Raw genomic sequence first — 18,112 nt, 5'->3', positions numbered from 1 at the left:
TCGCATAGGTATGCTGCACTTCGGGCAGATCGGAGGCGGGGAATTCTTGGGCATGGGATCTCCCTTTCACCAAGGCGGGAGCTCAACACTCTCAGTCACCGACAACAGCCAAAAGCGCGAAACGGTGATAAATCACCCTGCGCTTTTTAACGGTCCAATAGCGAGTCAATTCCGAGCAATCGACACGGTATTCAGGCACTCCGACATTTCCAGTTTAGATCGGCCAATCACTTTCGATCCGCAGGATCAGAATTGCGGCTGGCGGCTTTTGCAACTGCGTTAGCAAAGCGCTTGCTCGAACGCTGCTGCACGAGACCGGAACACTCATCAAAGTGAGCAATGATCCCGCCTTGGTACTCCCGGCTTTACGCGCGTCGCCAAGGCTGCTAGCCGAATGGGCGGTGATTATCTCCGCATTCGCTTGTGGTGAGTTGCCGCCGCAATCCATTAGTCCGCCGCCCGATCAAGTTGGGCAGCAAGTGACCAGAATTTTGATTTTGAACGCAATCGAGTGGTTTTCGCTTGCTCACGAGTATGGCCATCACGTGATGAAGCACGGTCAAGCTACGTCAACTGAAGACACGCGGAATGTTTTCGATGATGAGCACGAAGCTGATTTATTCGCGCGCGCGGTAAGCATGGCATTAGGCGACAAGGCGGAGCCTCCTAACTTCTATGCAATCTCCGGCGCTGGCGGCGTTATCGTGTTGGGGTTGATGGACATGACCCGCCGTGCACGTTGGGTGCTAGAGACAGGTCTCGACAGCGCCCCGGCTGGAACATCACATCCGCCGCTAGCTGACCGCGTCACTGTGTTCGGTCTTCTGGATCAAAACCTGCCGGAGGAACTGCGAGCTAGCGCGAAGGACATGCGGGAATGCTTCTTGAAGATCATCGAGGGCATTTGGGAGCACAGCGTCCTCCCTGCGTTGCAGCAGGCGCACAAGGACGGCTTTAGACCGGACACCTCAAGGTCAACATTTGCCTAGGACATCGCGACGGCGCGCGGCATCTCATCAAACGTGCGTCCTCGATAGTGCCTGCCAGTACTCTTCTTGCGAATGCCGCCCCATTGCTTGAAGAAAAACGCTGTCTTTGCCTTGCGGCATGCGGTCTCAATCTCAGCGACCCACTGCTCGGCCATCGGTCGCGAACGCGGACCACTTTCGCCACCGACGATTGCCCACTGGATGCCGCGCAGATCGGCCGGAGCCACCGAACCGAGCAAGGGCTCGAACGAGACAAACCTGACGGTAGCATCGACCTTGCGCAGATCGTCAATGCGTCCAAGGTAGTCGGCGCTTTCGACGCTTGTCCCGAGCCACACGTTGGGCAGCACCGGCAGCGATGCGGTAATATTCGCCATTCGGTCCGGTCGCTTCGTCAAAATCTGATAGGTGTGCTGCGGTGTTGTCTGCATCGCACGCCAGACGGCGCCGACAAACTCGGCTGGCACGGCTTCGTGAAACAGGTCCGACATCGAGTTCACAAAAATCCGGCGCGGCTTCTTCCAGCCTGCCGGTATACCGAGCGCGTTGCGATCAAGCCTGACCTTGCCAGTCCAGACCGCGCGCTTGCCGCTCTTGCGCGTCAGCCCGCGATATTTCTTCATGCCCATCGCATCGAGCCGCGCCGCCATCCGCATCGCATAGCAGTTCGTGCAGCCGGGCGAGATGACCGTGCAGCCTGCGACCGGGTTCCACGTCGCGTCGGTCCATTCGATTGAAGTGTCAGCCATCAGAAATCCATCGTTGTCTGCCGCATGGGGTTGCGAACAGCTTCCCAAAACTTTCGCGCAATGTTGTGCTCACTCGCAAACACAAGCCAGTAGAGCCGCTGTCCGGTCGGACCTTCGACAAGCTCGACGCCTTCTGCTGGCAACTTGCCGAGCTTTCGAATTTCGGCCAGCCAGTATTCCATCAATGCCGCCCGAAACGAATTTCTCGATAGCTTCTTCGGGTCAACGTGTTTGCTCCAGCCGGGAGCAAAGGTATCCAAGACATCACCGGGCCTGCTGTAGTCGTCAAGATTGCGCTGAAGATCGTGCACGCTGACATGAATGAGAAGATCGACCTTCAGTTTCGACAGCTTCCTGATGATGTCGAACGACAACCCTTCGAGGTTATACGGGTCCAAGAAGGCGAAATGCAGTCCGCTCGGGTTCACCGCCGCGACGATCTTATCAACGGCCACATCGGCTGGGTCGCTGTAGCAAGTAGCAGCACCGCCGAGCGCGCGGATGCGCGCATCCACGGCAGACGAATTTTGCGCATCGAAATCGTTGAGGTGGATTGACGTGAAGGGCGCGCCGCTGAGCTGCGCCGCGTTGTAGGCGACCAGCGGACTGCCATCGATGATGCGGTTGGTGCCCCTGATCAGAGAGCGACCGGGACCCGAAAACAATTCTATATAGCTCGTACCGGCGCGCCATGCTGGCGGTGGAACGTACTTGGCTCGCGTCGCGCTCGCGATTTTGATGTAGGCTTGCACGCGAGCATGCTTTTCGGATGCCCACGAGCCAACCTCGGTGACGATCAGGCCGTCGCCGGGATCGAACTTAGGTGCCTTCTTTGCCATGCTGATTGTCCCCACAGGAGCAATATCACACCGCCGCAGGTTGAGGGTTAACGGCAAGGCACTTTCTCGCGGATTGAACCCGTCGCGCGCTGCTCTATCCTCCGGGCGATGGTCCTTCAGCGGCGGCGTCGCTCCGGCTTCATCGAACCGTGCCAGCCGTCGAAGGTGGATCGACCGCCGTCCGGCCCGCTGTGGGTCCACGAAATCAAGCATGACGGGTACCGGCTGATGGTGCGCCGGGGCGGCTCGCGGGTCCGCTGCTTCACACGCAACGGCCATGACTGGGCCGACCGCTTCCCGGCTTCGACAGGGCAGACACGCACCACGGGCGTCCCTGCGCGCGCGCGGTCTGAGGGTGCTTTATATGAAGATCGCCACAGCTCCCAAACCCACAAACAAAGCCAACCATAGGATTAAGTCTTCTTGCATTTCCATTTGCCTCAAGTTTCCATGGGACTAGTCCTTCACGGGAAACGTGGGGGGTCATTGGCTGCTTAAAGCGAACATTTTCATCACGCTCTTTCAAATTAGCGCGATCGGCCAGCGGGGCATGAGGGGGTTGGGACATCCCTCTGACCGCCGCGATAGATCGGGCGGCACACTATGGGGGCAACGGCGAGCATTTTACTTACTTCCTGACAATCTCGAATAATCAGGGGACGTGATCGCTTCGGCCACTACCGATGCTATAAGGGTGGGGTTTCGACGGAACGTCGATCAATCGCATGTCGCTTTTCGCCAGAGCGGACTTGGCTGCAGTACTAATCAATGTCGGCTTTGTGCCAATAAGCGACATCGATCACGGATGGCGGCTCAGTCAGCGGGGATCGTAAACTGAAAGAGAGCGCCTTGCGGTTCGCACGGGATCGCGCACAGCCGCCCACTATGGGCTTCGATGATCGAGCGGCATATTGATAAGCCCATGCCCATGCCTTCGGGTTTGGTGTAGAATGGCTCGAACAAACGCGGGAGGCTCTGCGGGCTCAGGCCCGGGCCGGTGTCCCGCACCCCGACGCGCACGCTACCTTCGGACGGATCGGCATCGATGCTGATCTGTAATTCGCGGTTGCCGTCTGCAACGCCACTCATCGACTGGATGGCATTGAGGATCAAGTTCAACATCACTTGTTGCAGTTGCACCCGATCACCTTGGACACGCGGCAAGCCCTCGGCAAATTGCGTCCGCACCGACACGCTATTGTTTGCGGCTTCCGCACGGGTGAGAGCAATAACCTCAAGGATGGCATCGTCAATCGCTACGGCGTCCTTTCGTGCGGGCGCCTTTTTAATGAGCGCACGAACCCGCTCGACGACCTCGCCTGCGCGGTTCCCCTCCTTGACAATCAGAGAGAGCGCGTCATCCACCTCATGAAAGTTTGGCGGCTCCGCTTTTAGGAAACGCCGAGCGGCTAACGCGTATGTGATTGCCGCTGTAATCGGCTGGTTCACTTCATGGGTGATCGAGGCCGTCAACTGGCCCATCGACGCGAGGCGGTTGGCGTGCGCGAGTTCCAGTTGCGCCTCGCGATATGCTTCTTCGGCCCGCTTGCGTTCTGTCACGTCGATCTCTGTATCGACCACCTCGACCAGTTTCCCATTTGTTGAGAACACTGGTTGGCCGATTGATTCGAGGTGTTTCACCGTTCCATCGGGCAGTACGATTCTAAACGCGGTCGAGTAACGTTTCTTCTCCCTAACCGCGCGCTCAACCTCTGCGTCCAACCGGTCACGGTCGTCGGGGTGAATCCGTTGCAGCACAGTTTTGCGGCTTGGAACACCCTGCGCCGGATCAAACCCCCAGATGCGGTAAATCTCTTCCGACCCAAAGAAAATTGTCGAGCCCTTGTAGGCCGTCACACCGCAGTGAGTCAGCCTCTGTGCTTCCGCCAAATATCGCTCGCTCCGCTGTAAGCTGGCGGTCCGTTCCGCCACCGTGGCCTCCAACTCCTCGCGGGCCTGACGAAGCTCCTGCTCTGCCCGTCGTCGCACGCCGCTGATCCAGCCGACCGCCAGGGCGCAAAATATGCAAAAGGTCAGATAAACCAGATCGGTATAGCTGATCGGGCTGAAGGAAAAAAACGGACGCAGGAAGAAGTAATTAAGGCTGAGGACTGAAAGGACAATGGCGAGCACGCCCGGCCCGGTCCCCACGTACCAAACGGTCGCGGCGACCGCGAGCAGGAACGGCGTCAAAATAGCCTCGAAATGCCGGAGCAGGAAGAAATCCAACCCGATCGCGATTGCTACGGACAGAACTGCAATGCCGTACCGGAGAATTGTCGGCATGGTTGTCGGCGATGAAGGGTCCCGATGCTCCATGACTTGCCTCATTCATGAGCCAGCGCGCAGCACTTCCGAGATGGCCGTCTGTTGCTCGATGAGTCCGGTCACCCGACCCCGAAGCTCGGTTAACTGATTTTGCAGCTCAGAAGCGGCACATTCTCCGTGGATGCTCTCGTTCATGCGGAACGGTTCCTCGGCTTTGACGGTGAGGGCAACATAACGGAACCAACCGCAGCTTGCGATAGCTCTCACGGCCGTCCAAACCGAACATGCGGCCAACATCCAACGTCGGCTGTGGGTCAAAAAGCGACCTTCGGGCGCAGCTCTTAGGTCTGTTCAACCCCCAACAGCGGACATCGGAAGACTGCCGCTGCATGTCCGCAAGGTGTGCCCATGGCAACCTCGAAAGCTTACCGACATGATAGCCCTGCCTCTATCTCGGACCAGAACCCGCAATGCGTGGGAGAGTTCGCATACGCGCCGTGGTGGGTCGCATGGAGCAGAAGCGCAACCGTGATTACCACCAATGCAATAGAAGCAACGACGATACGTAGCATTGTACGGAGTAGTCCCGACAAGAACTATAACAAAAGACGAGGAAGCCCCCGGAGAGGCACCTTCCGGGGGCTTCTTGGATCGTTAAGACCGGTTACGTCCGCCGATCCCAACTGCGCTGGCCTTCGAAATCTCGCCATCCGATCGTGTGCAGTATATGGCGGCGATGTGTCAGCTGCGCGACTTTATCTCGGTAGAAGCTACGCGAATATGTGCAGCCGTTTTGGTTACTCGTGAGATATGCATTGTCCTCTAAAGATTTCCGCGCTCTTCATTCTTATATCCCAGTCGCGCCGCCGCTCACGTTCAGCCGACCGATCAAAGTGCGCCAAGATGATTGCAATCGCCTCGTCAACTTCGATGCCGGTCATCGTTCGCCTTATGCGCAACACTGGAATGAGAGCAAAAATCAAATCGATATGTGGTCTCAGCAAGTCTTCAGCCTGCTGTTCACAGAACTGCACAAACCGCTCTACCGACTTCGGTGACTTGCACACGATGGCTGCAAGTTCTCGCGACTGTCGATAATCATCCGGCGCCGCTGACGATTTCCCCCGAAGAGCTAGCTTTTCAGCCGCACGCCCACCCATGAATTGAATGATTTGGTTGGTAATCTTCAACGTAACGTCGGCGGCGGGACCTTGGTCTTCACCGGCTTGCGGCATCTGTGGTTCCAGTACGGCGCGGATTTGCGCGGCATCCACGTCGCCGCGCGTAAACGCTTTGAAAGTCCATGGTGCCCAGACCTGTCCTTCATAGCCAGGTCCGGGGTCGATCGTTACACCGTCGATTTTGTCGCCCAGTATCCTGATAGTAAGGGCGTGACCGATCTCGTGAATGGCGCAACGGAAGTCACGATTGAACGATCGACCGAACGGACACTTGATGGGCTGGTTAACAAGTCCCAAGTCTCGCAATGCGGCCGCCACATCGTCGAGGAACGAGCGACGCGGCGGCCGCTGGACCGGCGGACACACGGTGCCGCGCGGCCTCTCCACCGAACTACCCTCATAAGTCATGGGAGAGCACGCTGGTGCCCCAACATAATACGATGGCGAACACGCATACGAGCGCGGACGTCCGCTATACCTCCGCTCCTGTGCGATGCCGTTGCGGCCTTCGCTATCAGCTCCGCGATGGGGGCTGGAATACGACCCTTATGTTTGGGATCCATGATCCAGCCATCCAGTCTGGAGGTCACTTCATGCGGTCGCCAGCCCGGCGGACCAAGCCTCTTGTTCATAGCCTCGGCACCGTGATTTCGAGTTTGCGGTTTTCCCCGGACCGATCGATGACCTTAAAACCAGCCGCTGTCAGAACGGAATTACTCTCGACGTTGACGGTCGGCATCATGGCGCTGTCCGCATCGAGATCGACGACGTCGATTGCGCGCGGATCGACGGCATCGCCACCCCGCGCGCCTTTCAAGTCGCGTCGGCGCGGATCAGTCAACAGCACTGCAGCTCCACAACGCAACGCATGATGCGCGCTCTTCAGCGGCATCTCGCAGTCGTCATATTGACGGGCGTGCCGCACATTGCCTGCATGATCTCGGTATCTAACGCTCCGCAACAACCAAACCGTCATTGTGGTTGGCGGCAGCTCAACCAAAGCGACCGGCTCAGTATCGGGCTCGCGCGGGATCGGGGTATCACCACTTCTGATCCGATCAACGGTTGCGCGCAGCTCGGCTAGTGAAAAACCAGAGGCAAGCTCGATCTGTGCCGTCGCGTTGAGGATGAAGGCGGACATCTGGCCGCTATCGAAATGCCAATGGCCGAACGCCGATAACGCTTCGGCGAGCGCGCCGCTCGCGCTTATGAACTTCGGAAACGCCGCATCGATGGCAGAGACCTGTTGCGCGAGCTTGTCGGCAGCCGCAGCGCGCTCGATGGCAGTAAGTTCGTCGGCAACGCTCTTCTCCAAGTCGGCGATGTGGGCCTGCAGCTCTGCAAGCGGCGCGTCGAACCCGCTGACCCTCAAAGTGCAGGCAACAACTTCGCTGTGCAGCTTCGCGCCGAGCTTTTCGTCAGCAATATCGCCTTCGAGTGAATGGGATTTATGGGCCGCCGTCGCTTTCGCCAGCGCCGCTTCAGCAGCCGCGCACTGCGCAGATAGCGCAGCAGCGCGCGAACGTCGCTCGGTGAGGAGCTTTTGCATTTTTTCCATGGAGGTTTGCTTCTTAAATATTTTCATGCTGCCAACGTATGACGCCGCACATGGTAGAGCTAGGTCGGAGTTGTGGCGCGCGCCAACGGACGGCGGCTATATCGACGATTGTTGTGGCGCACGCCAAACGCGCAGGGCCGAGGGTTAATTCGCAGCGCGGTCGGGCACTTTTAGGGGTGCCTGCGGCCACGCCCAGCTTTCATATTTTCTAGCTCGCTGCTCGGCCCGTCGAACGAAATGTCATGCCAATCGTATAAATAGGCGACGCTGTCCAAAACATTTCGTGCAATGCGCTCGACCGAGGAGCGCAAAAAACGCTTGTCGCCTTTGCCGTAGTCATTGATGAAGGCGTCGATGTCCAGCTCATCCTTGCTTTGGACGTCAAGAAGACTTCCCGCCGAGGCTCGGCGCTGCAGCTTTCTGATGTCTGCGAACTGTTTATCCAATCCGCGTTTACGCGTCTTCTTCGGCTTCGCGGCCATGGCTACGCTCGCAGCGGCACGACATTATCGTCGCCGATGACAGGACGAGCGCAGTAGTTGGCCCAGTCTCTCATCATCTGCTTCCGCAGCTCAAAAAACGTGGTTCGCTTATAAGCCGCGACCACATCATCGGCGACTTTGTGCGCGAGCGCGGCTTCGGCAACCGCATCGGCATAACCGTGCTCGGCTGCCCAATCCCGGAATGACGAGCGGAAACCGTGCGGAACGACTTCACGGTCTACCTTGGTATCGAGCCATCGCCGTTCTTCGTCGTTCATTCGGTCGATCACAGCAGCCATTGAGGCGTCGCTCAGAGGCTTGCCTTTTGAATTTGGGAAGATGTACTCGCTGTCGTTCTTCAGCAATTCCATGCGGCGCAGTACGTCGAGCGCGGCCTCACTGAGCGGCACCTTATGCTCGGCATCGGTTTTCATGAGTGCAGCGGGGATAGTCCACACTGCTGCCAGCTTGTCGATCTGATCCCATTTGGCTGCAACTGCGTTTCCCGGCCGGACAGCCGTCAAGATTTGGAATTCGAGAGCAGCCGCAGCTACACCCTCGCGCTTGCGCAACGCGCTCATGAATGCCGATAACTGCTTGTACGGCAGAGCAGGATGATTTCGGACCCTTCGGACTTTAGAGGCTGCGGGCAACAGGTTGTCGAGGTGGCCTTTCCAGCGAGCCGGGTTTTCGCCTTTGAACTCACCCTTGGCTTTGGCAGCATCAATTACGGCCTCGATGCGGCTCGCCGTTTCTGTCTTGGTTGCCCAGATCGGCTCGATGATGCGCAACACCAATGAAGTGTCGAGGGCTGCAATTGGAAGATCGCGGATGCTTTTGCAATAATCATTTTTGGCGGGCTTGCCTTTCGGGTCATTGCCCAGCAGGGTCATGCGCCATTGGTCGGCATGTTTCGTATTCTTCCAACCCGGCGTGTTTGCTTTGATGAACCGCTTGGCGGCTGCTCCGAAGGTGATGGCCTTTGCCGCGTCAGTGCGAGCGGCGGCTTTCTTTGCGCGTTTGGCTTCGATGGGATCGCCGCCGTCCAGCCGAAGTCGGCGGGCGTCGGCGGCCTGGATCCGAGCGTCGGCAAGGCTCACGTCGCGGGCCGAGCCTAGTCCGTGCCATCGGCTCCGCCCGTCCGTTTTAAACCGAAACAACCACGACTTACTGCCGCCCTTGGCGACCTGCAGATATAAGCCCCCGCCGTCGCCATACAGCCCGCGCACGCTTAGCTGCTCGACCTGCTTAGCTTTTAACTTTCCGTACCCCCTCGCCACAGTCCCTCCAATTTACATACCCTTTTACATACACTTGGGCGTGAGATTTGGCGAGGCCAAATGAAACGGTCTGAAAAGAAAAAATGGGATAAGCCGCTGTTCAGCAAGCCATTTGGCGGTTTAGGTGAGACTGGATGAAACGTTCTGAAACGCAGGTCTGGCGGAGAGAGTGGGATTCGAACCTCCGATACGGAAGGCAGGATTTTGCCCCTCCAGCGACTTTGCGCAGAAATGACTGGCTTTCGTCCTTGATCGGAGCGTTGCTGTGCCGGCTGGGGTGCGGCCGAGGCGCCCCATAGGATCACGCCCTGCCGGGTGGTTTGCTCGGCGGGGCTGAGGTGGTGCGGCGGATGGCGCCGCACAAACCTCAGAGGATCCCATGACCAAACCCAAATCTAAGCCAAAGGCTGCGGTCCGCTCCACTTCACGATCCACCAGCAAATCTAGGACTCGCATGCGGTTAGCGCCCTCATCTTCAAAGACGGCGATGCGGCCCGATACCAAGCACGCTCGTATCATCGCGATGCTGCAGACCCCGGCGGGAACGACGATCGCTGAGATCATGACCGCCACTCATTGGCAGCAACATTCGGTGCGCGGATTTCTCGCTGGTGTTGTCCGCAAGAAGCTCGGTCTCAATTTGGTTTCCGAACAGACCGACAAAGGCCGGGTCTACCGCATCAAGGATGGAAAGGCTTCGTCTGCCAACATCGCGGCGTGACGCGCGATGTTGGAGAAGCGTCGCAGCGTTCGGATCTCAACTAAAACTTCCATTGAGGACGAGATCGCGCATCTGCGCGGTCTCGATCTCAAAGGTCTTCGTTCACGATGGCAGAGCGTATTTCAGAAACCGCCGCCCGATCATCTGCCGCGGCATTTGCTGTTCGCAATCATCGTCTATCGGATTCAAGCCGACCGCCTTGGCGACCTAGATCACGAGACCAAGCAGGTTCTTGATCGGACGGACGCAAAGAGCACTGGCGTGACAATGTCTGCACGTCTCGTCAGCTTCGATCAGAAGCGGACTGAACTAACGCCCGGAACGGTTTTGGTACGAGAGTGGGATCGACGCTCACAGCGGGTGATGGTGATGCCCGACGGCTTTGCCTGGAATGGCCAGACCTATGACAGCCTCTCCAAAGTCGCTTTCGCGATCACCGGAACCAAATGGAATGGTCCGCGCTTTTTTGGCCTGAGAGACAAAGAAGATCGGTTGGACGCGGGGGCTCGATTATGAAGGCTCCTTCAGTCAGGGCCGTCCGCTGTGCCATCTACACCCGCGTCTCCACGGAATATGGACTCGACCAGGATTTCAATTCGCTGGATGCCCAGTACGATGCCGCGTCAGCTTATATAAAGAGTCAGGCCCATGCGGGCTGGACGCTGATCCGGTCGCGATATGACGACGGCGGATATTCCGGTGGGTCCACCGATCGTCCCGACCTGCAGAGATTGTTGGACGATATCCGCTCTCGGAAACTTGATGTCATTGTCGTCTACAAGGTCGATCGCCTGACGCGATCACTGGCCGACTTTGCCAAGCTCGTGGAACTGTTCGACGCGCACGGCGTCTCGTTCGTCTCGGTCACCCAGCAGTTCAACACCACGAGCTCAATGGGCCGCCTGACACTCAACGTACTTCTGTCCTTCGCCCAGTTTGAGAGGGAGGTCACTTCCGAGCGCATCCGCGACAAGATCGCTGCCTCCAAACGAAAGGGGCTTTGGGTTGGCGGTCCCCTCCCCCTCGGTTATCACATGAAGGGCGACAAGATTGCCGTTGTCGAGGACGAGGCAGAGCGAGTCCGCCTGATCTACCGACGCTATCTCGAACTCGGCGGCGTCAACGCGCTGGTACGAGACCTCCGGACGCGAGATATCCGAACCAAATCTAGACTGCTCGCGACCGGTGTCACCCGAGGGGGTATCCTCTTCGGCCGTGGGTCGTTGTTCTATCTGCTGCGCAACCGCTTCTATATCGGTGAGGTCAAATACAAGGACGAGATCCTGCCCGGCGAGCAGCCGGCGATCATGGATCGCGCGCTATTTGATGCGGTCCAGCAAAAGCTCACGGATCAGTGGACCACCCGGTCCACTTTACGGAACGCGAACGATCACCTGTTGACCGGACTGCTGTTCGACGACGCCGGCCATCGCATGGTACCGACCCACGCCACCAAAGCCGGCGTCCGTTATCGTTATTATATCTCGCTTCCGCACCTTTATGGCGAATCTAAAACCGCCTTAGTCGGGTCGGTTTCCCGCGTTCCGGCGAGCGATATCGAAGACACTGTCGTCAATTTTCTCGCCAGGCGCCTCATCGTTCAAAAGAAGAATTCGAACTCCAGCATCGCATGTGTAGACGGTCGAAAAGCAATCCTGGAACAGGTCGCCCGCATCGATGTGCATGAGGGTCGCCTAGCTATTCGGTTGAAGTCAGCAGACGACGAAGAAACAGCTGACGCGGCCGACGGCCATTTACTCTCTGTCCCGTGGCAGAAGCCGCCATCCAAGAAATCTAGGCAGATTCTGATTCCAGACGGCGTCCCCAAAAGTGAAATCCGTCCAACGCGGATCGAACGTCGCGCGCGCCTCGTCAGCGCCATCGCTAGAGGCCGTCGCTGGCTTGACGAGATCGTTTCGGGCGCGGTGACCGACGTTCAGCAGATCGCAACACGTCAAAAGTGCAGCGTGCGTCAGGTCAACATGACGATCTCGCTCGCGTTCCTCGCACCAGATCTCGTCCGCGCCGCGGTCGAAGGTCGTTTGCCGCGCGGTATTGGAGTCGAGCGACTTCGTGATGCTCCGGCAGAATGGAGCCAACAGTTCGAAGCCCTTGGATTGAATCCGCAATAATTATGGACCGGGTTCGAAACGTCGTTTTTGGCCTCCATACCCCAAAAATTCCCAGCGGCCGACCGGGATCTGGCCATCGAAAACCCTGACGCGGGGAACGGAATTTTTGGATGCAGAGACGCGAGGCTAAAATCGGGCTGAGAGACCGCAAAGTGTCTCCAGAGACGGAAAGAGTGGAACGATACCAACGAAAATCCCCACAGAAACGGCCTATTCAGAGGCGGCGCTGGGATTTGCGGTTTGGGTAGGACTGGGTGGTGGAGACAATCTGGATCGAACTGCATGCTCCCCACTCAGTCATCGAACCGGTCTCTGTGCTCGCCAGGATTTTGGGGGCGCCTCAGCGTTAGCTTGGTACTTAAATCTCAATTTGGGCGCGGCCGCCGGTGCAAATGGGCACGTCAACCGCGATCACCAGGGATGTAGGGGATCATGCCTTTCTGAAATGCAATCTCCTGAACCTCGCGCGGCATGCGACGCAAATCCACCAATATGCCATTAACCTCAGCCATCCACACCAGTGGGTTGCTATCCAATAATCTTTGTAGCGACCATTTTGGATCAAGTTGGTGAGTTTTCAGCGTGTCGAAAATGATGCGCGCCTTTGCACTGGCGGTGCTCTGGCCGACTCCAAATGCGGTACATACGTCGGTCATTGTCATATACGGCTTCATTGATCGATCTGATAGAAAATTAATCTGACCCAACACATAGATGATGGCACAGGCCCAGGTCCGTGGCTGCCCCGAGGTGACCGGGCTAGTGCGCTTACGACACAGCGCTGCGGCCATGAGCTGTGCTAGCTCGCGGTATTCGTTGTCCAAATGATCACGACAGACGTTGTCAGTCAGAGCAACGATGGTGTCATAGGTTGCCCGCATGTCCTGGGGGACTGATTTTGTGCCGCTATGTTTTGCCATTTCGGACGCTTGATGATGCTCTCATTGCCGTGTCGACAGTATCAAGATTCTGCTTCCGCAGATTGTCGGCGATCTCAAACTCATCCGCCGCTTCCAACCTCCAGAGCTAACCCGAAATCACACACTCATTCGCGCGAGCCCCTCAATATCGCCGGTAAACAGCTCTCCTGCACGAGTGACTTCGTAGCCAAGAGCCCTATAGCCGGCGTCCCGTTTGGCAGCCATCTTCGCCAACATAGGTTCGCTCTCGTCAACGTAATCGTAGATGACCACTTCTCGCTTCGTTGCATGCAGGCGATGAAGTCTGCCTGCATACTGGGCGAGGGTTCCGCGCCAAGATATCGGGATGGTGAGAAACAGCGTATCAAGGCGTGCATCATCGAAGCCCTCACCGAGATAGCGACCGGTCGCGACTATGACGCGCTCCTCGGTGTCGGGGATGGCCTTCAGTGCCTCGATCACGTGGCTGCGTTCCTTCGGCTTCATTCCCCCTTTTAGCACGATGACATTCTTCGCGAACTTCACTAACCGCTCTGAAATTGTCTGGAGGTGGTCTTTGCGCTCAGTAATCACTACCGGCGAGCGCCCTGCTTCAAGAGCGGCGAGGACGTCATCAAAAATCATTTGATTGCGAGTTTCGTCGTGCGCCAGGGAGGCATAGAGTTCGTGTATCGACATGGCCCCATCCGGGCTCTGCCGTTCGGCGCGGAATGCAGTTTTCTTGATGATAACACGGTGTGAAAACGGCCTTGTGGCAGCTTGTTTCCTCGCATTGACGCGATAGCGGATCGGACCGCATTGCATGAAGATGATCGGGTGGTGACCGTCCTTCCTCGTCACAGTTGCTGATAGGCCAAGCACATATTTTGCCTTGGCGGCGCGAGCTACTGCCTCAAAGCTGACGGCAGACAGGTGATGGCATTCATCCACAACGAGTTGGCCGTAATCCGCCACAAGATCGGATACATCCCCCTTCCTCACCAAGCTTTGGATGGTGGCGACATCGATCACGCCCGTCGGCCGTTTCCTGCCGCCAAAGATGACCCCGATACGGTCCGCGTCGATGTCGAGGAATGCACGTAGCCGCGCTACCCATTGATCCAACAATTGATGTCGGTGCACCAAGACCAATGTATTGGTGTTTCGTTCCGCTATCAGCTTGGCGGCGATGACGGTCTTCCCGAAAGCGGTAGTGGCTGCGAGTACGCCAGTGTCGTGTGCGATTAGAGCATCCGCCGCAGTCTGCTGTTCTTTGGTCAGCGTTCCAAGAAAGCGCGCCCCAATGGGCGTGCCGCTAAACCGCTCATCACGCAACTCTGGCCGGATACCAACGGTAGTGAGGAGGTCGATAGCGGCATCGAAGCAGCCTCGCGGTAGTGCCACGTGCTCGGCAAATAGCTCGGCACAGGAAATTACACGCGGTTTGCCAAACGTCGGCAGTCGCATCGCTTGAGCCCCGTAGAATTCAGGATTCTGAAAGGCAGCAAGACGGATCAAACGATTGACGAGCGCAGGCGGCAATGTGCTCCGATCAATGTACACCTGATTGCTCGAAACCACCTCGACACTCGCCGGCATCACACCAACGATCGGCAGCTCGGCCTTTCGCCGCGACGGCGGAGCTGTCCAAGGCTCTTCGTTATCGTCATCGAGCGGAAGACGTACCCCCAGAATCCGACCCGCGACCGATGCCTGTTCCACCATGCTGGTGACTTCAGCCCGGCTCATGCGCCGATGGCTCGACAGGAAAGCCCACTGGTCGTCATATGGTCGCAGTTCGTCGTTCACAAAGACACTGTTTCCCTTCTGTCGCGGTTCGCTCTGTAGTGGCAACGCTATCAAATTGCCAAACCCGCCGGCAGGCCTCGTGTCCTGACTGGGAAAGAACCGATCGTAGGATTCGAACCCAAGGTCGGGACAACGCTCCATCGTCTCCGTAACTAAATGGGCACCCAGTCTGCGCGCCTCCGAAGCGGGCACCGGTTCCGAGAAAAAGATCCAGACGTGTGCCCCGTTGCCGGAGCGGGAACGCTCAAGGGCTGCAGGCACACTCCTTTCCCGGCATGTCGCTACGAACGCCAGCGCATCGCGCTGCCAACACTGCTTGTCGAAGTCGGCGGCCAAGAACCAGCAGCTCTCGTCCGTCAAGAGCGGATACACGCCGGCTACGAACGGCTCCGCCCGCTCCGGATTAGCGATGCTCCGCCCCTGTAGATGGCTTCTCACAATCTCATCGTTCACAGGCACGAATGCCTGGTTAGGGCAGTTGCCGCATTTGATCCGTGGCTTCTCGCAGATACCGCGAACCCATTCGTTGTGGCACGCAGGTGCGTAGCCTACCATATTTGTCTTTGAATTTTCCCATCTGCGCGGGAAGACATCGTCGCGACCATGGAAGAGCGAATGAAATAGGGCGACCTTCTCGGCATTGGACAGCGGCGTCTTGGTCGAATTATCTCCTGCTGTTTGCATTGGCAGCGTTGGCTGCGCCACAGCCTCACTTCGTAACTTAAGTTGTTCAAGAGCGGTAAGAAGACTCGCGCGCTCGCGGTCAAGTTCAGCGAGGCGCCTTTGGAGATCTGCCATCTCCTTATTGAGGGGATCGTCCACCGATCAGCACTCTCATTTTTTCATCACATCGCCCAGGATCAGAAAGCTCGCGCGGGAGAAAATAAAATCACTTGGGCTCCGCGAGCGCCCGGCGGAGAATAGCAGGCACCGTGTTGTTCGGTCGATGCTGACCGCGAACGTCCGAGCTGCTTTAACGCCATCAGGCGTCCGAAAAGTTGCCGACTCCCCTCCCAGTCATCGAACCGCTCTCTGAACGCGAGCCAGGAACGGAAATTTTCGATGCAGAGACCGGGGGACGAAATGGGCTCATTCGCGGTGATTTGAGGAGTAGAGACCGCGTCAAACAGAGAATCTAGCGTACATGTCTTTGACATCGCGACGCTATTGCGAGTGTACAATACTATCTACAACTACGGAGTGTGGGTGGTGGGCGCGACAGGGATCGAACCTGTGACCCCTACCATGTCAAGGTAGTGCTCTCCCGCTGAGCTACGCGCCCTGGAAATGGGATGACCAAGTCATCCCGCTCCAGCTTTATTCGTATTGGGTGGGGTCCGTATATCGGCTCCAAAGCGCCCCCGCAAGGACGCTCGGACGTAATTTCTGGTGTGATTTCGAGCGAAATTGACGCCGAATCAGGCCGCCAGCATCTTGTTCACTTCACTGACCAGTTCGCGGAGGTGAACCGGCTTGGCCAGCACCTTGGCGTTCTTGGGCGCTTCCGAATCGGAATTCAGCGCCACGGCGGCAAAGCCGGTGATGAACATGATCTTGATGTCGGGGTCGAGTTCCGAGGCGCGGCGCGCCAGCTCGATGCCGTCCATTTCGGGCATCACGATATCGGTCAGCAACATCTCGAACGGCTCCTCGCGCAGCCGCTGATAGGCCGACATGCCGTTATCGTGGGGCGAGACCTGAAACCCCGCGTTTTCCAGCGCCTTGACCAGGAAGCGGCGCATGTCGTTGTCGTCTTCGGCGAGGAGGATCTTGTGCATGGCGGTCAGTCGTCGAACCCGGCTTTGAGGATCATTGCGCCCACTAAGCCCGACAGAGGGTAAATTTCGGGTGAAAGGTACCGGCTTCTTGGCGATGGCGGGCGGCGCTATTTATGTAGCGAAACATACCAAGATCGATCAACGCGGCGCTTTTCAGGCGTTTGCGACACCTTCCAGTAGTTCGGCGGTTTTTTTCGCTTGGCAGAATGATTACGATTACGGACAATACATCCTTACAAAGCCCTGCCCTTCGGCAGAATCGGTCGCATGATCGATCGGCCCGAAGGGAAAGCGGACATTCAAGGGACGGCGCCCGACGATGACCCAGTTTGATGGCGAGCTGTCGCCCCCGTTCGAGATCGTGGAGCCGGCGCACTGGCGGGCGCCGATCATCTTCAACTCGCCCCATTCCGGCTCGGTCTATCCGTCCGAATTCCTCAACGCCTCGCGGATCGACCTCGCCGCGCTGCGCCGCTCCGAGGATTCGTTCATGGACGAGTTGATCGGAGACCTGAGCGAACGGGGCTTTCCGACGGTCCGGGTCAATTTCCCCCGCTCCTATGTCGACGTGAACCGCGAGCCCTATGAACTAGATCCGCGGATGTTCACCGGACGGCTGCCGAGCTTCGCCAATACCCGCTCGATGCGGGTTGCCGGCGGCCTCGGCACCATCCCGCGCGTGGTCGGCGACGGGCAGGAAATCTATCGCGAGCGGCTTTCCGTGGATGACGCTTTGGGCCGGATCGAGGCGCTCTACAAGCCGTATCACCGGGCGCTGCGGCGGCTGATCAACAAGGCCCATCAGGCATTCGGGACCGTGATCCTGGTGGATTGCCATTCGATGCCGTCGGTCGGGGTGTCGCGCGACGAGCCGCGGCGGCCCGACATCGTGATCGGCGACCGCTACGGCACCAGTTGCGCGAGCCTTTTGCCCGACGTCGTCGAGGAAATCATGAGCAAACTCGGCTATTCGATCGGCCGCAACAAGCCCTATGCCGGCGGCTTCATTACCGAGCACTACGGCAACCCGGCGAGCGGACTGCATACCGTGCAGCTCGAACTCAACCGCGCGATCTATATGGACGAGCGTCGGCGCGAGCGCAGCCCGCGCTTTGCGCAGGTGGCCGCCGATTTCGCCGCGCTCGCCGACGCGCTGGCGAAGGTGCCGCTCGGGGACCTCGGGCCGTTCCAGGCGGCGGCGGAGTGACGCTTCGTCATTCCGGACGTCGCGCAGCGGCGATCCGGAATCTCGAGATTCCGGGTTCGATGCTTCGCATCGCCCCGGAATGACAACGTCCACATTCCTCAAAAGAAAAAAGGGCCGCTTGAATGAACAAGCGGCCCAAGTCTAGGGAGGAAACGCCCAAGGAGGGCAGCGATAGAGCGAGGCCCTACCGCACCGCAACAATATGCGGCCGCGCTGCACA

Annotated in this window: 16 protein-coding genes and 1 tRNA gene; 6 read left to right on the top strand and 11 right to left on the bottom strand. The window is 58.0% G+C overall.

Features of this window, described 5'->3' with window-relative positions:
* Positions 1-401 precede the first annotated feature (401 nt).
* Positions 402-989 carry an ImmA/IrrE family metallo-endopeptidase gene (locus V1283_RS43220; RefSeq protein ID WP_334392671.1) on the top strand — a complete coding sequence of 196 codons (588 nt, stop codon included), beginning with the start codon at positions 402-404 and terminating at the stop codon, positions 987-989.
* Here V1283_RS43220 and V1283_RS43215 read toward each other — a convergent pair.
* The 7 genes from V1283_RS43215 to V1283_RS43185 form a co-directional block, all read right to left on the bottom strand.
* A complete protein-coding gene (locus V1283_RS43215; protein ID WP_334392670.1) occupies positions 986-1,738 on the bottom strand; it encodes a DUF5131 family protein in 753 nt (250 codons plus the stop codon). The genes V1283_RS43220 and V1283_RS43215 overlap by 4 nt on opposite strands.
* Entirely contained in the window at positions 1,738-2,790 is a 1,053-nt protein-coding gene (gene tcmP / locus V1283_RS43210) for a three-Cys-motif partner protein TcmP (protein WP_334392669.1), read from the bottom strand. Before tcmP ends, V1283_RS43215 begins: the two co-directional genes overlap by 1 nt.
* A gap of 600 nt (positions 2,791-3,390) precedes the next feature.
* Complete coding sequence (locus V1283_RS43205) at positions 3,391-4,896, bottom strand: ATP-binding protein (protein WP_334392668.1); 1,506 nt, start codon at positions 4,894-4,896, stop codon at positions 3,391-3,393.
* Positions 4,897-5,642: 746 nt separating this feature from the next.
* The gene (locus V1283_RS43200) at positions 5,643-6,434 is read right to left on the bottom strand and encodes a hypothetical protein (RefSeq protein ID WP_334392667.1); all 792 of its coding nucleotides are present in this window, start codon (positions 6,432-6,434) and stop codon (positions 5,643-5,645) included.
* 220 nt (positions 6,435-6,654) lie between these two features.
* Positions 6,655-7,584 (bottom strand): hypothetical protein, encoded by a 930-nt coding sequence (locus V1283_RS43195; protein ID WP_334392666.1) that lies wholly within the window; start codon positions 7,582-7,584, stop codon positions 6,655-6,657.
* Between the two features lie 170 nt (positions 7,585-7,754).
* On the bottom strand, positions 7,755-8,066 hold the full coding sequence (locus V1283_RS43190) for a hypothetical protein (RefSeq protein WP_334392664.1): 312 nt from the start codon (positions 8,064-8,066) through the stop codon (positions 7,755-7,757).
* Positions 8,067-8,068: 2 nt separating this feature from the next.
* Positions 8,069-9,346 (bottom strand): tyrosine-type recombinase/integrase, encoded by a 1,278-nt coding sequence (locus V1283_RS43185; protein WP_334392663.1) that lies wholly within the window; start codon positions 9,344-9,346, stop codon positions 8,069-8,071.
* Between the two features lie 379 nt (positions 9,347-9,725).
* Here V1283_RS43185 and V1283_RS43180 point away from each other — a divergent pair, with 379 nt between their 5' ends.
* From V1283_RS43180 to V1283_RS43170, 3 genes are read left to right on the top strand one after another with little or no spacing between them, the layout of a single operon-like run.
* The gene (locus V1283_RS43180) at positions 9,726-10,067 is read left to right on the top strand and encodes a DUF3489 domain-containing protein (protein ID WP_334392662.1); all 342 of its coding nucleotides are present in this window, start codon (positions 9,726-9,728) and stop codon (positions 10,065-10,067) included.
* Between the two features lie 6 nt (positions 10,068-10,073).
* On the top strand, positions 10,074-10,583 hold the full coding sequence (locus tag V1283_RS43175; RefSeq protein ID WP_334392661.1) for a DUF2924 domain-containing protein: 510 nt from the start codon (positions 10,074-10,076) through the stop codon (positions 10,581-10,583).
* Positions 10,580-12,199 (top strand): recombinase family protein, encoded by a 1,620-nt coding sequence (locus V1283_RS43170; RefSeq protein WP_334392660.1) that lies wholly within the window; start codon positions 10,580-10,582, stop codon positions 12,197-12,199. Before V1283_RS43175 ends, V1283_RS43170 begins: the two co-directional genes overlap by 4 nt.
* Positions 12,200-12,600: 401 nt before the next feature.
* On the opposite strand, the gene V1283_RS43165 is transcribed toward V1283_RS43170, so the two are convergent.
* From V1283_RS43165 to cpdR, 4 genes are all read right to left on the bottom strand, one after another.
* The gene (locus V1283_RS43165; protein ID WP_334392659.1) at positions 12,601-13,119 is read right to left on the bottom strand and encodes a DUF6398 domain-containing protein; all 519 of its coding nucleotides are present in this window, start codon (positions 13,117-13,119) and stop codon (positions 12,601-12,603) included.
* A gap of 117 nt (positions 13,120-13,236) precedes the next feature.
* Entirely contained in the window at positions 13,237-15,729 is a 2,493-nt protein-coding gene (locus V1283_RS43160; RefSeq protein ID WP_334392658.1) for a TOTE conflict system archaeo-eukaryotic primase domain-containing protein, read from the bottom strand.
* A 385-nt stretch (positions 15,730-16,114) separates the two neighbouring features.
* A tRNA-Val gene (locus V1283_RS43155) sits at positions 16,115-16,189 on the bottom strand.
* A gap of 136 nt (positions 16,190-16,325) precedes the next feature.
* On the bottom strand, positions 16,326-16,685 hold the full coding sequence (cpdR, locus tag V1283_RS43150; RefSeq protein ID WP_027539837.1) for a cell cycle two-component system response regulator CpdR: 360 nt from the start codon (positions 16,683-16,685) through the stop codon (positions 16,326-16,328).
* A 70-nt stretch (positions 16,686-16,755) separates the two neighbouring features.
* Between cpdR and V1283_RS43145 the strand changes: the two genes are divergently transcribed.
* Together V1283_RS43145 and V1283_RS43140 are read left to right on the top strand one after the other, a co-directional pair.
* Entirely contained in the window at positions 16,756-16,956 is a 201-nt protein-coding gene (locus tag V1283_RS43145) for a hypothetical protein (RefSeq protein ID WP_334392657.1), read from the top strand.
* Positions 16,957-17,004: 48 nt separating this feature from the next.
* The gene (locus V1283_RS43140) at positions 17,005-17,892 is read left to right on the top strand and encodes an N-formylglutamate amidohydrolase (protein ID WP_334392656.1); all 888 of its coding nucleotides are present in this window, start codon (positions 17,005-17,007) and stop codon (positions 17,890-17,892) included.
* Positions 17,893-18,112: the final 220 nt, after the last annotated feature.

The organism is Bradyrhizobium sp. AZCC 2262, assembly GCF_036924535.1.
Lineage (GTDB): Bacteria > Pseudomonadota > Alphaproteobacteria > Rhizobiales > Xanthobacteraceae > Bradyrhizobium.
This window is presented reverse-complemented; position numbering and strand designations above follow the sequence as displayed.

Bases quoted from the DNA above. Each gene is read 5' to 3' on its own strand.
- V1283_RS43175 (WP_334392661.1), top strand. From the start codon at position 10,074: ATGTTGGAGAAGCGTCGCAGCGTTCGGATCTCAACTAAAACTTCCATT.
- V1283_RS43215 (WP_334392670.1), bottom strand. From the start codon at position 1,738: ATGGCTGACACTTCAATCGAATGGACCGACGCGACGTGGAACCCGGTC.
- V1283_RS43195 (WP_334392666.1), bottom strand. From the start codon at position 7,584: ATGGAAAAAATGCAAAAGCTCCTCACCGAGCGACGTTCGCGCGCTGCT.
- V1283_RS43205 (WP_334392668.1), bottom strand. From the start codon at position 4,896: ATGGAGCATCGGGACCCTTCATCGCCGACAACCATGCCGACAATTCTC.
- V1283_RS43170 (WP_334392660.1), top strand. From the start codon at position 10,580: ATGAAGGCTCCTTCAGTCAGGGCCGTCCGCTGTGCCATCTACACCCGC.
- V1283_RS43200 (WP_334392667.1), bottom strand. From the start codon at position 6,434: ATGACTTATGAGGGTAGTTCGGTGGAGAGGCCGCGCGGCACCGTGTGT.
- cpdR (WP_027539837.1), bottom strand. From the start codon at position 16,685: ATGCACAAGATCCTCCTCGCCGAAGACGACAACGACATGCGCCGCTTC.
- V1283_RS43180 (WP_334392662.1), top strand. From the start codon at position 9,726: ATGACCAAACCCAAATCTAAGCCAAAGGCTGCGGTCCGCTCCACTTCA.
- V1283_RS43140 (WP_334392656.1), top strand. From the start codon at position 17,005: ATGACCCAGTTTGATGGCGAGCTGTCGCCCCCGTTCGAGATCGTGGAG.
- tcmP (WP_334392669.1), bottom strand. From the start codon at position 2,790: ATGCTTGATTTCGTGGACCCACAGCGGGCCGGACGGCGGTCGATCCAC.
- V1283_RS43190 (WP_334392664.1), bottom strand. From the start codon at position 8,066: ATGGCCGCGAAGCCGAAGAAGACGCGTAAACGCGGATTGGATAAACAG.
- V1283_RS43165 (WP_334392659.1), bottom strand. From the start codon at position 13,119: ATGGCAAAACATAGCGGCACAAAATCAGTCCCCCAGGACATGCGGGCA.